The sequence below is a fragment of the Stenotrophomonas genospecies 3 genome (genome assembly GCF_054473855.1).
In genome coordinates this window covers 103,258-116,229 of record NZ_JBTMUR010000010.1, presented here as the reverse complement: position 1 = coordinate 116,229, position 12,972 = coordinate 103,258, and the positions used below count along the sequence as shown (strand labels likewise).

The 12,972-nt window shown below is 67.0% G+C and carries 15 protein-coding genes; 1 reads left to right on the top strand and 14 read right to left on the bottom strand.

The window, feature by feature from the left end:
• Positions 1-9: 9 nt before the first annotated feature.
• Entirely contained in the window at positions 10-960 is a 951-nt protein-coding gene (locus ACX9OT_RS14600; RefSeq protein ID WP_459002665.1) for an aspartate carbamoyltransferase catalytic subunit, read from the top strand.
• Between the two features lie 91 nt (positions 961-1,051).
• On the opposite strand, the gene ACX9OT_RS14595 is transcribed toward ACX9OT_RS14600, so the two are convergent.
• The 14 genes from ACX9OT_RS14595 to lptA form a co-directional block, all read right to left on the bottom strand.
• Complete coding sequence (locus ACX9OT_RS14595) at positions 1,052-1,543, bottom strand: REP-associated tyrosine transposase (protein ID WP_459002663.1); 492 nt, start codon at positions 1,541-1,543, stop codon at positions 1,052-1,054.
• A gap of 242 nt (positions 1,544-1,785) precedes the next feature.
• The gene (locus ACX9OT_RS14590) at positions 1,786-2,604 is read right to left on the bottom strand and encodes a carboxylesterase family protein (RefSeq protein WP_107431674.1); all 819 of its coding nucleotides are present in this window, start codon (positions 2,602-2,604) and stop codon (positions 1,786-1,788) included.
• A 70-nt stretch (positions 2,605-2,674) separates the two neighbouring features.
• Complete coding sequence (locus tag ACX9OT_RS14585) at positions 2,675-2,941, bottom strand: hypothetical protein (protein ID WP_010483664.1); 267 nt, start codon at positions 2,939-2,941, stop codon at positions 2,675-2,677.
• Between the two features lie 59 nt (positions 2,942-3,000).
• Positions 3,001-4,362, bottom strand: a complete 1,362-nt coding sequence (gene mgtE / locus ACX9OT_RS14580; protein WP_010483662.1) for a magnesium transporter — start codon at positions 4,360-4,362, stop codon at positions 3,001-3,003.
• Between the two features lie 194 nt (positions 4,363-4,556).
• A complete protein-coding gene (ptsP, locus tag ACX9OT_RS14575) occupies positions 4,557-6,326 on the bottom strand; it encodes a phosphoenolpyruvate--protein phosphotransferase (protein WP_049462132.1) in 1,770 nt (589 codons plus the stop codon).
• 2 nt (positions 6,327-6,328) lie between these two features.
• Complete coding sequence (locus ACX9OT_RS14570; protein WP_005408385.1) at positions 6,329-6,598, bottom strand: HPr family phosphocarrier protein; 270 nt, start codon at positions 6,596-6,598, stop codon at positions 6,329-6,331.
• Positions 6,591-6,983 (bottom strand): PTS sugar transporter subunit IIA, encoded by a 393-nt coding sequence (locus ACX9OT_RS14565; RefSeq protein WP_049462131.1) that lies wholly within the window; start codon positions 6,981-6,983, stop codon positions 6,591-6,593. Before ACX9OT_RS14565 ends, ACX9OT_RS14570 begins: the two co-directional genes overlap by 8 nt.
• Before the next feature lie 487 nt (positions 6,984-7,470).
• The gene (gene rapZ, locus ACX9OT_RS14560; protein ID WP_032130190.1) at positions 7,471-8,355 is read right to left on the bottom strand and encodes an RNase adapter RapZ; all 885 of its coding nucleotides are present in this window, start codon (positions 8,353-8,355) and stop codon (positions 7,471-7,473) included.
• Between the two features lie 27 nt (positions 8,356-8,382).
• Entirely contained in the window at positions 8,383-9,333 is a 951-nt protein-coding gene (gene hprK / locus ACX9OT_RS14555) for an HPr(Ser) kinase/phosphatase (RefSeq protein ID WP_005408388.1), read from the bottom strand.
• Positions 9,330-9,782: a PTS sugar transporter subunit IIA gene (locus ACX9OT_RS14550; protein WP_032130191.1), complete on the bottom strand. Its 453-nt coding sequence runs from the start codon at positions 9,780-9,782 to the stop codon at positions 9,330-9,332. Before ACX9OT_RS14550 ends, hprK begins: the two co-directional genes overlap by 4 nt.
• A 21-nt stretch (positions 9,783-9,803) precedes the next feature.
• Complete coding sequence (gene hpf / locus ACX9OT_RS14545) at positions 9,804-10,121, bottom strand: ribosome hibernation-promoting factor, HPF/YfiA family (protein ID WP_004147311.1); 318 nt, start codon at positions 10,119-10,121, stop codon at positions 9,804-9,806.
• Between the two features lie 58 nt (positions 10,122-10,179).
• Entirely contained in the window at positions 10,180-11,604 is a 1,425-nt protein-coding gene (locus ACX9OT_RS14540) for an RNA polymerase factor sigma-54 (RefSeq protein WP_459002656.1), read from the bottom strand.
• A 40-nt stretch (positions 11,605-11,644) separates the two neighbouring features.
• Complete coding sequence (gene lptB, locus ACX9OT_RS14535) at positions 11,645-12,364, bottom strand: LPS export ABC transporter ATP-binding protein (protein WP_049462881.1); 720 nt, start codon at positions 12,362-12,364, stop codon at positions 11,645-11,647.
• Positions 12,364-12,915, bottom strand: a complete 552-nt coding sequence (gene lptA, locus ACX9OT_RS14530) for a lipopolysaccharide transport periplasmic protein LptA (RefSeq protein ID WP_121504002.1) — start codon at positions 12,913-12,915, stop codon at positions 12,364-12,366. The genes lptB and lptA overlap by 1 nt, the downstream gene beginning before the upstream one ends.
• Between the last annotated feature and the right edge of the window lie 57 nt (positions 12,916-12,972).

Genomic DNA, 12,972 nt, shown 5'->3' with positions numbered 1-12,972 from the left:
GACACCGCCATGACCGCCCAGCAACTCGATGCCTCCGGCCGCCTGCGCCACCTGCTGACCCTCGAAGGCCTTCCGCGCGACACCCTGCTGCAGCTGCTTGACCGGGCAGGGCAGATCCGCGACGCCGCGGTCGGTCGTGTCGGCAACAAGCGCCACGTGCTGGCCGGTTCGGCGGTGTGCACGCTGTTCTTCGAACCGTCCACGCGCACCCGCAGCTCGTTCCAGCTGGCCGCGCAGCGCCTGGGCGCCGACGTACTGAACTTCGATGCATCGACCTCGTCCACGCGCAAGGGCGAAACCGCCTGCGACACGCTGCGCAACCTGGAGGCGATGGGCGTGCGCGGCTTCGTGGTGCGCCACCCCGATGATGGCGCCGTGGCCGCACTGGCCGAGGCAGCGGGTGAGGGCACTGCACTGATCAACGCCGGTGACGGGCGCAGCGCGCACCCGACCCAGGGCCTGCTGGACATGCTGACCCTGCGCCAGGCCAAGGGCCCGGATTTCTCGAAGATGAAAGTGGTGATCGTCGGCGACGTGAAGCACTCGCGCGTGGCCCGCACCGACCTGCATGCGCTGCGCACGCTGGGCGTGGGCGAGATCCGCGTGTGCGGCCCGAAGTCGCTGCTGCCGGACGACGAGACCCTGAAGGGCTGCGTGGTCGGTGATGATTTCGACGCGATGCTGGAAGGCGTCGACGCGCTGATGATGCTGCGCCTGCAGCGCGAGCGCATGGAAGAAGGCCTGGTGCCGTCGCTGGAGCAGTACCACGCGCAGTACGGCCTGACCAACGAACGCCTGGCCCGCGCCGGCAAGGATGCCGCGGTGCTGCATCCAGGCCCGATCAACCGCGGCGTGGAAGTGACCGACGAGGTGGCCGACGGCCCGCAGTCGTGGGTGCTGCGCCAGGTCGCCAACGGCGTCGCCGTGCGCATGGCCGTGCTGGAAACGCTGCTGGGCTGATCGCCGCTCTGGTGGGTGTCAACCTTGGTTGACACACTCACCGCTCGGCTTGTCCGCGCACCGCTTTGGTAGATGCCAACCTTGGTTGGCACTATCCACCGGAGCTCATGTCATCGGGCAGATCACATGATGCCCCAAGCTCCCATTCGCACCATGCATGGGGATATTGCCCCAACCGCGACGTCAGCCCGGCCCTGATCGGATTTCCCATCAGGTACATCGCATGTCGGTGCAACGATTCGTCCGAGCGGATCGCATGATCGAGATAGCAGGCCTGCCAGAAGCGCCCGACTCGCCCCAGCAGCCGGTTTGCCTGCTGGGCTGTGCGCGACTTGAAACGCTTCATGACGGTTTCCAGTGACCCGGCGCGCAGTTCGACCAGCCAGTGAATGTGGTCGGGCATGACCACGTAGGCAATCGAGCGGGTGAAGCCTTCCTGATCAAGTCGCTGGAATTCGCGCACTGCCAAGGCGGCCACTGCGGCGTTGGTGAAGAGCGGTGCGCGGTCATGGACGACTGTGGTGAGGATATAGCTGAGGCCGACGCTGGAGCGACGACCGAGCAGGAGACGTGTGTTCTGCATGGAGCAAGCATGGATGGGCCTGCTTCCAGTGAACATCGGGGAATGGCTTGGTTTCAGGTAGGCCAGTGCCAACCAAGGTTGGCAACTACCAGAGCAGTCAATGCCAACCAAGGTTGGCAACTACCGGAGCAGTCAATGCCAACCAAGGTTGGCAACTACCGGAGCAGTCAATGCCAACCAAGGTTGGCAACTACCAGAGCAGTCAGTGCCAACCAAGGTTGGCAGCTACGAGAAACTGCGGTTCAGCGCTTCTGCGCGAACAGCCACGCCCACATTGCCGGGTCGGCGTAGGTAGCGTCCCAGGCATTGTGATTGCCTTCCGGGTACTCGGTGTAGCGCACGTCGCGTGCAGCGGCGCTCTGGAATGCGCTGTGCAGCCTGCGGTCGTCATCCGGAGGCACCACGTCGTCCAGCGCGCCGTGGAAGATCCAGACCGGCGTGTGCTGCAGGCGCTGCGCGATCACGGCATACGGATCGGTTTCCTGGACGACCTGCTCGACGAACAGGGTCGGACGCTTTGCGCGTGGTGCAAGTACTGCGCCGCACACGGGGACGATCGCGGCAAAGCGGCGCGGGTCGTCCAGGGCGATGTTCCAGCTGCCGTAGCCGCCCATCGACATGCCGGTCAGGTACTGCCGTGCCGGGTCGGCGCCGAATTCGGCGATCGTCGCGTCCAGCGCGGCAACGGCCGCACGGTTGTTGCGGCCGCTCCATTCCTCATGGCCCGGTACCTGTGGAAACACCACCAGGGCAGGGAAGTCGGGATGCTCGCGCAGATAAGGCCCCAGCCCGGCGTGGGTCTGCTTGATACCATCGGCGCCGCGCTCGCCCGAACCGTGCAGGAACAGGATGACCGGGACGTTGGAGGTTGCGGGCGTCTGCCCACCAGGGCTGCGGGCCTGCAGGCCCGCGGGAATGAACACCTGGTAGTAAGCCGTGTGCCCGTCCACCTTCACCGCACGTGCTTCGAAGCGGCCACGCGCGCTGTCCGGCAGCGAAGTGCAACCGCTCATCATCAGAAGGGCCAGCAATGGCAGCCAGCGCGACAGCAAACGGACCATGGGGTTTTCCGAAGCGGCGAGAACGCCTGCATCGTAGTCCGCCAACGTCGGCCCGGCATCATGCGCCGCGTCACTGCGGGCGCGGGAAGCTGGCGATGATGTCCAGCTGCTCCTGTGCCTCGGCATTGCCTTCGGCGGCCGCAGCCTGCACCTGCGCCATATCCGGATGCAGCACCACCAGCAGTGGGTTCTCGCAGACCGGGCAGTCGTACTCGGTGGCGTCCTCGTCCAGCTCCATCTCCATGGCACGCGAGCTGCCCTTCCATTCGCAGGCCGGGCAGGTGTGCTGCTGGTCGCGCCAGCCGGGCTGGAAGTAGTTTTCTATCGTTGTTGCCATGGGTGTTCCCGTTGAGTGGGGTCCGAGCCCCGCTTGGCGGGGCCCGATCCTTGATGCGGTCAGTGCAGCAGCACCAGGGTGGCCAGGCCGAGGAAGGTGAAGAAGCCCATCGAGTCGGTCACGGCGGTCAGGAAGATGCCGCTGGCCAGCGCCGGGTCGAAGCCGAAGCGTTTCAGGGTCAGTGGCACCAGCACGCCGGCCAACGCGGCGAACAGCAGGTTGCAGGTCAGCGCGATGGCGATCACCGCCGACAGTCCGGGTGAATGGAACCAGGCCAATACGATCAGGCCCAGTACCGAGCCCAGCATCACGCCGTTCAACAAGGCGACCCGCACTTCCTTCCACAGCAGCGTGCGCGCGTTGGAGGCGCCCACCTGGCCCAGCGCCAGGCCGCGCACCATCAGCGCCAGCACCTGGGTGCCGGCATTGCCGCCGAGGCCGGCGACGATCGGCATCAGCACCGCCAGCGCCACCAGCTTGTCGATGGTGCCCTCGAAGTGGCCGACCACGCTGGACGCCAGGAATGCCGTGCACAGATTGACCGACAGCCACATCAGGCGGCGGCGCATGGCGCGCCAGACCGGGCTGAACAGATCCTCGTCCTCGTCCAGGCCGGCGGCGCCAAGCGCCTGGTGCTCGGCCTGTCCACGGATGATGTCGACCACGTCATCGATGGTGATGCGGCCGACCAGGATGTTGTTGTCGTCCACCACCGGCGCGGAGATCCAGTCATGGTCGGAGAACTGGCGGGCGACCTCCTGGTCGCTTTCGCCGACATCGATCGCCGGTTGCTCGTCGTCGATCAGGCGGTTGATCGGGGTGGTGTCCTCGTGGGTCACCAGTGCCGCCAGCGACACCCGGCCGAGGTATTGATGGCGACGGCTGACCACGAACAGATGATCGGTGTGGTCGGGCAGTTCGCCACGCAGGCGCAGGTAGCGCAGCACCACGTCAACGTTGACGTCGGCGCGCACGGTCACCACGTCCGGGTTCATCAGGCGGCCGGCGCTGTCCTCGGGGTAGGACAGCACCTGCTCCAGGCGCTCGCGGTTCTCGCGGTCCATCGACTTGAGGACTTCGTCGATGACCGTGTCCGGCAGGTCTTCGACCAGGTCGGCCAGATCGTCGATGTCCAGGTCTTCGACCGCGGCGATGATCTCGTCCGGGTCCATGTCGGCGAGCAGGCTCTCGCGCACGTCGTCGCCGACGTGGACCAGCACCTCACCGTCATCTTCCGGATCGACCAGGCCCCAGACCACCTCGCGCTTGCCCGGCGGCAGCGATTCGAGCAGGTTGCCGATCTCGGCCGGGGCCAGGGTGTTGACCAGGCGGCGCACCGGGCCCAGCCGACCGCTGTCCAGTGCGTCGGACAGCATCCGCAGTTGGCGCGCAGTCTTGTCGTGGCGTACAGCTTCAGCCATCGCAGCTCCCGCGGGATAAGAAAAGCCGCGATCCCGGCAAGGATGCGGCAACAGGGGTGTTCAGCGCGTCATTATCGCAAGGGGATGTTTCAACGCATAGCCGCCGGGCGGTGGTAGTGCCGGCCGCTGGCCGGCAAGCGGCCCCATCGAAGGCCATGAGGTTGCCGGCCAGCGGCCGGCACTACCCTTGGCGCTCAGGGCGTATCCGCCACCAGCGCCAGCCAGCGCTCGATCGCGCGACGGTCGCGTGCGGCCAGCAGCTTCGGTGCGCGCGCGCGCAGCGCGGCCAGGTCGGCCTCGCGGATCGCGCGGCGCACCTCCAGCAGTGTGCCGGGGTGCAGGCTGAATTCGCTCAGGCCCAGCGCCAGCAGCAGCGGAGTCATCCGTGCATCACCGGCCATCTCACCGCAGACCGCCACCGGAATGCGATGCCGCGCGCCGGTCTCGATCACCATCTGCAGCAACCGCAGCACGGCCGGATGCAGCGGCGAATACAGCTCGCCCAGTGCCTCGTTGTTGCGGTCAGCGGCCAGCAGGTACTGCACCAGGTCGTTGGTGCCGATCGACAGGAAGTCGACCAGGTCGATGAAGCTCTCCAGCGCCAACGCCGCAGCGGGCACCTCGATCATCGCCCCCAGCGGCACATGGTCGGACACCATGTGGCCTTCGCTGCGCAGCTGCTCGGTCAGCTTGAGCATGCGTCGGCGCACCGCCAGCAGTTCCTCGCGGGTGCTGACCATCGGCACCAGTACGCGCAGCTTGCCGTAGGCCGAGGCGCGCAGGATCGCGCGCAGCTGGGTGTCGGCCACCTTGGGCCGTGCCAGCGACAGGCGTACGCCGCGCAGTCCCAGGGCCGGGTTTTCTTCGTTGCTCAGGGTCAGGCCGGTGCGGTCGGCCTTGTCCGCGCCCAGATCGAGCGTGCGGATGGTGACCGGTCGCCCGCTCATGCCCAACGCGGCATCGCGGTAGGTCTGGAACTGTTCTTCTTCGTCCGGCAGCTCGTTGCGCTGCAGGAACAGGAATTCGGTGCGGTACAGGCCCAGCCCCTGCGCGCCCAGCGCATGCGCCTGGGTGACGTCCTCCAGCGATTCGGCATTGGCCAGCAGGGCGATGTCGACCTGGTCGCGGGTACGGCTGGGTTTGCTGCGCAGGCGGCCGAGCTCGCGCTGCTCGCGCGCATGTTCTTTCAGGCGCGCGCGGTAGTCGCGCAGGTTGTCGGCCTGCGGGTTGGCGGTGATGCTGCCGTCGGCGCCATCGATGATCAGCACGTCGCCATCGGCGATGCGGCTGAGCAGCTGCGGCACGTTGACGATCAAGGGCAGGTGCAGGCTGCGCGCCAGGATCGCACTGTGCGACAGCGCGCTGCCGGCGGCGGTGACGATGCCGACCACGCCCTGCGCCTGCAACTGGGCAAGCTCGGAGGGCGCGATGTTGTCGCAGACCAGGATTTCACCGGCCAGGCCTTTCATCACCTCCGGGCGTTCGGGCTGCAGGAAGGCGTGGATGCGGCCGATCACATGGTCGAGGTCGTCCATGCGGCTCTTCAGATAGGCATCGTCCATGCCATCGAAGACCTTGGCCAGGCGGTCACGCTGCAGGCGCAACGCATAGCCGGCGCTGTAGGGGCCGCTGCGGATCAGTTCGTCCAGCCCGAACAACAGCTCGGGGTCGTCCAGCAGCAGGGCATGCAGGTCGAGGAACTCGCCCACTTCCTGGTTCAGGGCGCCATGCAGGCGCTGTCGCAGTTCGTGCATTTCGGTGCGCGCGGCATCCACCGCGCGGTGCAGGCGGGCCAGCTCGGCCTCGACCTGATGGGCGGCGACGCGCTGCTCGGCCACTTCCAGCGCATGTGGCAGGCGCACCCGCGCCCGGCCCATCGCCGCGCCACGGGCAGCACCGTGCCCGGCCAGCAGCTGTACCGGCCGCTGGCCGGAAGGGACCTGGCCGGCGCGCGCGCGCGGCACGCTCAGCTGTCCTCGTCGAAGCGGCGTTCGAACAAGCCGACCACCGCTTCCATCGCGGCGGCTTCGTCCTCGCCGTTGATGCGCACCGTGACCGGGGTGCCCTGGCCGGCGGCCAGCAGCATCACGCCCATGATGCTCTTGGCGTTGATCTCACGGCCCTTGGCGGCCATGGTCACGTTGCAGCGGAACGGCGCCAGGGTCTGCACCAGCTTGGCGGTGGCCCGGGCGTGCAGGCCCAGGCGGTTGCTCACGGTGAGTTCTCGTTCAAGCATCGTCGACTATCGCTCCATTACGGGTACCCGCCGCGGCTGTGGCGGGCAGTTGATCCAGTCCCTGTTCCGGATAATTCATCACCCGCAGCAACATCGGCAGGCTCAGCGCCGACACCCGGCGAACCGGGGTCCCCAGCCGGGCCAGCTGCCCGGCAAGGTTGGCGGGGCTGGCGCCGTACAGGTCGGTCAGGATCAGCACGCCTTCACCATTGTCGACCCGCCGCAGAGCGGCTGAGGCGAGCGGGAGCAGGGCGTCCAGGTCTGCGTCGAACGGTACTTCGAAAGCTTCGGTTTTCAGCGGCAATTGCCGCAGGAGCCGGGTCGCCACGTCTAGCAGGGCGGTCCCGACCCCGGGATGTGTTACGAGGAGAATGCCACAGGTCATTACTGCACGTTAACAGGTCAAGGTGAATTGGCGATAGCAGCAGATGAGGGGCACTGTGTCCCGTATTCAGTGTTGCTCGGGCCGGAGCCCATTTCCGTTGGAAAAGGATCCGACCCCATCCGTTTTTCGGTGCCTGACCGGGATTCATCCACGCATGGCGTGGATCTACCGTGTCGACCAAGGTCGACACCTACCAACAGCACACGGAATCTGTCAGAGGCGGGGCGGTGAGGGTAGGCAGGACCGTTGGCGCCATGGATGGCGCCATCGAGCCCCCAGGGGTGAGGGCGCTTTGCTTGCGAAGCACTGCTTCGCAAGCGCCCGAGCGCACAGCCGCCAGCGGCTGGGCCGGACCGCGGAGCGGGGTTTACGGCGTGTCCTGCCTACCCTCACCGCCTCGCCATCCCTCGGAATGCCGCTTTTGCTGTTGCTGTTGCCGGCCAGCGGCCGGCACTACCAGCGGGTGCCGGCCGCTGGCCGGCCCCCCTCAATCCTGTTCGCGGTGGTAGGTCGCCACGTCTTCCCAGCCCATCTCGCGGGCATGCCGGGCCAGGCGCTCGGCCAGGAACACCGAACGGTGCTTGCCGCCGGTGCAGCCGAAGGCCACGGTCACATAGCTGCGGGTGCCATCCCCCAGCTTCGGCAGCCAGGTATCGAGGAAATCCATCAGCTGGGTCAGGTAGCGCTGCACGTCCGGCTGCGCTTCCAGGTAGTCGCGCACACCCGGTTCGCGGCCACTCAGCGCACGCAGATCCGGGTCCCAGTGTGGATTGGGCAGCACCCGCGCATCGAACACGAAGTCAGCCTCGGCCGGCACGCCGCGCTTGTAGGCGAACGATTCGAACAGCAGCGACAGGCCGGTGGCATGGTCCATCGTGAACTCGGTGATGATCCGCCGCCGCAGCTGATGCACGTTGAGATTGCTGGTATCGATCACCGCATCGGCCTCGCGGCGCAGCGGTGCGGTCAATTCACGCTCACGCGCGATCGCTTCGGGCAGCGACAGGCCCAGCTGGCTCAGTGGATGGCGGCGGCGGGTGTCGGCGTAGCGTTTGAGCACGGCCTCGTCGCTGGCCTCGAAGAACAGCACCTTCACTTCCACGCCGGCATCGGTGGCCAGCTGCCGCCAGTCGCCCAGCTGGCTCAGGTCGGCCTGGCCGCGCACGTCGATGCCTACGGCCAGGCGGCGTGGTGCGCTGCCGTCGTGGTTGGCCAGCAGGCTGCGCACGAAGTCGGGCAGCAGATTGATCGGCAGGTTGTCCGAGCAGTAGTAGTCCTGGTCCTCGAAGGTCTTCAGGGCGACGGATTTACCCGAGCCGGACAGGCCGCTGACGATGATCAGGGTCGGGGCGGAGGGGGTGACGGTGCTCATGGACAGGCTCTTCGAAGGACAGGGGAATCAGGGTGTTCGCCGTTCCAGCAGGTTGCTGTGGCGGGCGATGAACATGGCCGCCGGGTCGATGCCCTTGGTGCGCAGGATGTGCAGGCGGGTCGCGGCCTCGGTCAGCACGGCCAGGTTGCGGCCGGGCATCACCGGCAGGGTGATCAGCGGTACATCCAGGTCCAGCACATGGCGGGTGCCCGAGTCGCCGGTCAGGCGCTCGTAGCCATGCGGGGTGGGTTCGGTCATCGGCTTGGTCAGGTGGACGATCAGCCGAAGGTACTTGTTCTTCTTTACAGCCGTGTCGCCGAACATCTCGCGCACGTTCAGCACGCCCAAGCCGCGCACTTCCAGCAGGTCCTGCAGCAGTTCGGGGCAGGTGCCATCGAGCACGTCGGGCGCGATCTGGGTGAATTCGGGGGCATCGTCGGCAACCAGGCGGTGGCCGCGGCTGAGCAGCTCCAGCGCCAGCTCGCTCTTGCCCGATCCGGCCTCACCCGTGATCAGCACGCCGATGGAGTAGATCTCCATGAACACGCCATGCAGGATCACCCGCGGCGCCAGCGTGCGCGCCAGGTGGTAGGACAGGTGGTTGAGCAGTTCGTGGCCGCGCTTGGGCGACAGCCACAGCGGCGTGCCGGATTCATCAGCGGCGGCACGCAGGTCTTCCGGGCAAGCCTGGTTGCGGGTCAGCACCAGCGCCAGCGGGTGCGACTGCATGATCTTTTCGATGGTCTCCCAGCGCTGGCGCGGTTCCAGCGCATCCAGCCAGGACAGTTCCTCGGTGCCCAGGATCTGCACCTTGTTGGGGTAGATCGCATTGAGATAACCAGCCAGCGATGGACGCCGCGAGACCGTGTTGCCGGCCTCCAGCTCGCGCTTCTCGCCGGACTTGCCGGCAGCCCAGCGCAGCCCCAGCCGCTCGCGCTGCTGTTCGAACAGTTCACGGGCGGTGATGCTGGTATTCATGCGGCACTCGCAGGTGGGGTCATGTCCAGCGCCTCGCGCAGCGCCCGGGCATCGCCCGCTTCGCGCAGGGCCTGGCGGATGTCGGGCGCCGAAAACAGCTCGGCCAGCTCGGACAGCAGCATCAGGTGCTGGTGGGTGTAGTGGGCGGGGACGGCCATGGCGAACACCAGGTCCACCGGCTCGTCGCCACCGAAGTCGACCGGGGTGGCCAACCGCAGCAGGGCGCCGCGGGGGCGGTCCAGGGTTGGCGCGCGGCCGTGGGGAATGGCGATGCCGTGACCGATCGCGGTGCTGCCCAGCGCTTCGCGCTGGCACAGGTTCAGATAGATCTGTTCGGCGTTGGCCTGGCGGCAGGCCAGCAACCCGGCGGCGGCCTGCAGGACGCTGTCGCGGTCGGTGGCCGTGCAGAGCTGGGTCTGCACGGCCGCCAGGAGGTCAGTCAGGGGCATGTCTGCGGGGAACGGTGGCGATCAGCCACCATTGTCGCCCACCGGCAGCGGTGCGTGCTGCTGTTTTTTCTCCTTGTGCTTGATCACCAGACGGTCAAGCTTGTCCGCAAGCAGGTCGATCGCGGCATACATGGTCTGGGCATTGGCCTCGGCGTGCAGGGTCTGGCCGGGAATGTTGAGGCTGGCGTCGACGTGGTGTTCGGTCTTCTGCAGCTTGAGGGTCACCCGCGCTTCGCAGTGCTGGTCGAAGTGTTTGCCGATCCGGGCCAGCTTCTCCTCTACATAGGACTGCAGGGCCGGGGTGACTTCGACATCTTTGCCAAACGTTTCGATGCGCATCGGGTTTCTCCTGTGTTCGGATGTGCCAATGAACCTCTCCGCCGGGCGCGGCGGCGCGTCAAGCGATTCTGACCCTTTCGTGCGAGGCGGAAATGTTCATGGCTTCACGATACTTCGCCACGGTGCGTCGCGCTACTGGAATTCCCGACGATTTGAGCAGGTCAGCCAGCTTGGCGTCAGAAAGCGGCTTGCGCGGGTTCTCGTCGTCGATCAGGCGCCGGATCATCGCCTGGATGGCCGTGCTGGACGCCTCGCCACCGCCCTCGGTATCGATGCCCGAGGCGAAGAAGGCGCGCAGCGGCAGGGTGCCGCGCGGGGTACGCACGTGCTTGCGGGCGATCGCACGCGAGACCGTGGATTCGTGCAGGCCGAGCTCGGTGGCGATCTCGCGCAGGGTCAGTGGACGCAGCGCCTGCTCGCCGAATTCGAGGAAGCTGGCCTGCTGCAGGATCAGGCTGCGTACCACCCGCAGCAGGGTTTCGCCACGCTGCTGCAGCCCTTTCAGCAGCCAGCGCGCTTCCTGCAGCTGGGCACGCAGGTAGCCGGCATCGGCGTCGCCACAACGTCGGATCAGCTGTTCGTAGCCGCGGTGGATCACCACCTTCGGCCCGGCATGCGCGGCCAGCGCTGCGCGCCATACGCCGTTCTGCCGCCACACCACCACATCCGGCACCACGTAGGTGTCCTGCGACAGCGGTGCGATCTGCGTGCCCGGGCGCGGGTCCAGCGAGCGCAGCAGGGTGACTGCGGTCTCGACCTCGTCCAAGGGCTGTTTCAGTTCATGGGCCAGCCCGCCGACGCCGCTGCGCGGCAGCCGTTCCAGCGGGCCTGCGGCAATCTGTCGCGCCAGCACCAGGCCGGGCGTGTCACCGGCCAGCACATCCAGCTGCAGCAGCAGGCATTCGCCCAGCGTGCGTGCAGCCACACCGACCGGATCGAAACGCTGGATGCGATGCAGCACGGCGAGGATCTCGTCCTCGTCGGCGTGGATCGCCGGCAACAGGGTTTCGGCGATGGTGGCCAGCGGCTCGCGCAGGTAACCGTCGTCGTCCAGCGCATCGATCAGTGCGGCACCGATACTGCGATCACGCGAGGACAAATGCGACAGATGCAGCTGCCACAGCAGATGGTCGGCCAGTGTTTCGGTTTCGGCTACGCGCTCGGCGGCGCTGCCGGTGTCGTCGTCATCGTCGAAGCTGCCGCCGCTGCCGGCCGCGCTCCAGTCCAGTTCGGCCGGTGCCCAGTCGTCACCGGCATCGGTACGTTCTGCCGGGGCGTCACCGTCGTTGCCATCGCTGCCTTCGTTGCTGGCGCTGCTGCTGTCACTGCTGTCGACCCAGTCCAGCAGCGGATTGCTTTCCACCGCCTGGGCGATCTCCAGCTCCAGCTCGGTGGTGGACATCTGCAGCAGCTTGATCGCCTGCTGCAACTGGGGCGTGAGCACCAGTTGCTGTCCCAACGATGTCTGCAGCCGAGTCTTCATGCCTGTGCCGAAAGGAAGGAGAGGGACCCGGCGCTTGCCGTCACAGCTTGAAGGAATCCCCGAGGTAGACGCGACGCACGTCGGCATTGTCCAGGATCGCTTCCGGCGAGCCCTGGGCCAGCACGGTGCCCTCAGCGAGAATATACGCGCGGTCGCAGATACCCAAGGTCTCGCGCACGTTGTGGTCGGTGATCAGCACGCCGATGCCACGCTGCTTGAGATGGGTGACGATGCGCTGGATCTCGCCGACGGAAATCGGGTCGACGCCGGCGAACGGTTCGTCGAGCAGGATCAGGCGCGGCTGCGCGGCCAAGGCACGGGCGATCTCGCAGCGGCGACGTTCGCCACCGGACAGGCTGGCGCCGAGCTGGTCGGCGACGTGGCCCAGCTGCAGTTCGTCGAGCAGGCTGTTCAATTCACGCTCGCGGCCAGCCGAATCCAGGCCCTCACGCAGCTCCAGCACCAGGCGGATGTTGTCGGCCACGGTCAGCTTGCGGAACACCGACGGCTCCTGCGGCAGGTAACCCACGCCCTGCTTGGCCCGGGTATACATCGGGTCGCCGGTGATGTCCTTGCCGTCGAGCACGATGCTGCCAGCATCGGCGGCAACCAGGCCGACGATCATGTAGAAGCAGGTGGTCTTGCCGGCGCCGTTGGGGCCCAGCAGGCCGACCACTTCACCGGCGTCGAGGGTCAGCCCGAAGTCCTTGACGACTTCGCGCTGCTTGTACTTCTTGCGCAGGCCCTTGGCGACGAGCATTACTTCCTGCTCCCGGCCGGCTGTGCCGGCGTGGTGGCCTTGGGCTGTGCCGCAGGTGCGGCCGGGGTCTTGTTCTTCGGCGGGATGACGGTGCGCACGCGGCTGCCGTCGCCACCGGAGTTCATTTCGCCGGTGCGGGTGTTGTAGACCATGCGCTGGCCGGCATTGGTGCCGCGCGCGCTGGTGACCTTGTAGTTGCCGGTCAGGGTGATGATCTCGGTCTTGATGTCGTAGTCGATGCGATCGGCCAGCGCGTCCATCCAGGTGCCATCATCGAGCTGCTGCTTCATCTTGGCCTGCTTGCCGGTGAACACCACACGCACCGCTTCGCCGTCCTTGAGGTAGATCTCGGCCTCGGACGAGCGCAGGTCCAGCGTGCCCTGGGTGATGATCACGCCCTGCGACAGCACGGTCTTGCCGTCGCCGGTGAGCGTGCCCGACTGGGCGCCGGAATCGATGTGCATGTCTTCGTTGCGGTCGGTGGACTTGGCGAAGGCGGCGCTGGGGACAAGAAGACCGAGCGCGAGTACGGCGGCAAAGGGAATCTTCATCGGGGTCCGTTCTACCGGTGGGGGCCTCCCGGGTGGACCGGGGGCGGGCGGGTGGGG

Coding starts and splice junctions, on each gene's coding strand:
- ACX9OT_RS14595 (WP_459002663.1), bottom strand. CDS start 1,543: ATGCAGAACACACGTCTCCTGCTCGGTCGTCGCTCCAGCGTCGGCCTC.
- ACX9OT_RS14540 (WP_459002656.1), bottom strand. CDS start 11,604: ATGAAGACTCGGCTGCAGACATCGTTGGGACAGCAACTGGTGCTCACG.
- ACX9OT_RS14600 (WP_459002665.1), top strand. CDS start 10: ATGACCGCCCAGCAACTCGATGCCTCCGGCCGCCTGCGCCACCTGCTG.
- ACX9OT_RS14565 (WP_049462131.1), bottom strand. CDS start 6,983: ATGACCTGTGGCATTCTCCTCGTAACACATCCCGGGGTCGGGACCGCC.
- lptA (WP_121504002.1), bottom strand. CDS start 12,915: ATGAAGATTCCCTTTGCCGCCGTACTCGCGCTCGGTCTTCTTGTCCCC.
- ACX9OT_RS14585 (WP_010483664.1), bottom strand. CDS start 2,941: ATGGCAACAACGATAGAAAACTACTTCCAGCCCGGCTGGCGCGACCAG.
- mgtE (WP_010483662.1), bottom strand. CDS start 4,362: ATGGCTGAAGCTGTACGCCACGACAAGACTGCGCGCCAACTGCGGATG.
- ACX9OT_RS14550 (WP_032130191.1), bottom strand. CDS start 9,782: ATGCCCCTGACTGACCTCCTGGCGGCCGTGCAGACCCAGCTCTGCACG.
- ACX9OT_RS14570 (WP_005408385.1), bottom strand. CDS start 6,598: ATGCTTGAACGAGAACTCACCGTGAGCAACCGCCTGGGCCTGCACGCC.
- ACX9OT_RS14590 (WP_107431674.1), bottom strand. CDS start 2,604: ATGGTCCGTTTGCTGTCGCGCTGGCTGCCATTGCTGGCCCTTCTGATG.
- rapZ (WP_032130190.1), bottom strand. CDS start 8,355: ATGAGCACCGTCACCCCCTCCGCCCCGACCCTGATCATCGTCAGCGGC.
- lptB (WP_049462881.1), bottom strand. CDS start 12,364: ATGCTCGTCGCCAAGGGCCTGCGCAAGAAGTACAAGCAGCGCGAAGTC.
- hpf (WP_004147311.1), bottom strand. CDS start 10,121: ATGCGCATCGAAACGTTTGGCAAAGATGTCGAAGTCACCCCGGCCCTG.
- hprK (WP_005408388.1), bottom strand. CDS start 9,333: ATGAATACCAGCATCACCGCCCGTGAACTGTTCGAACAGCAGCGCGAG.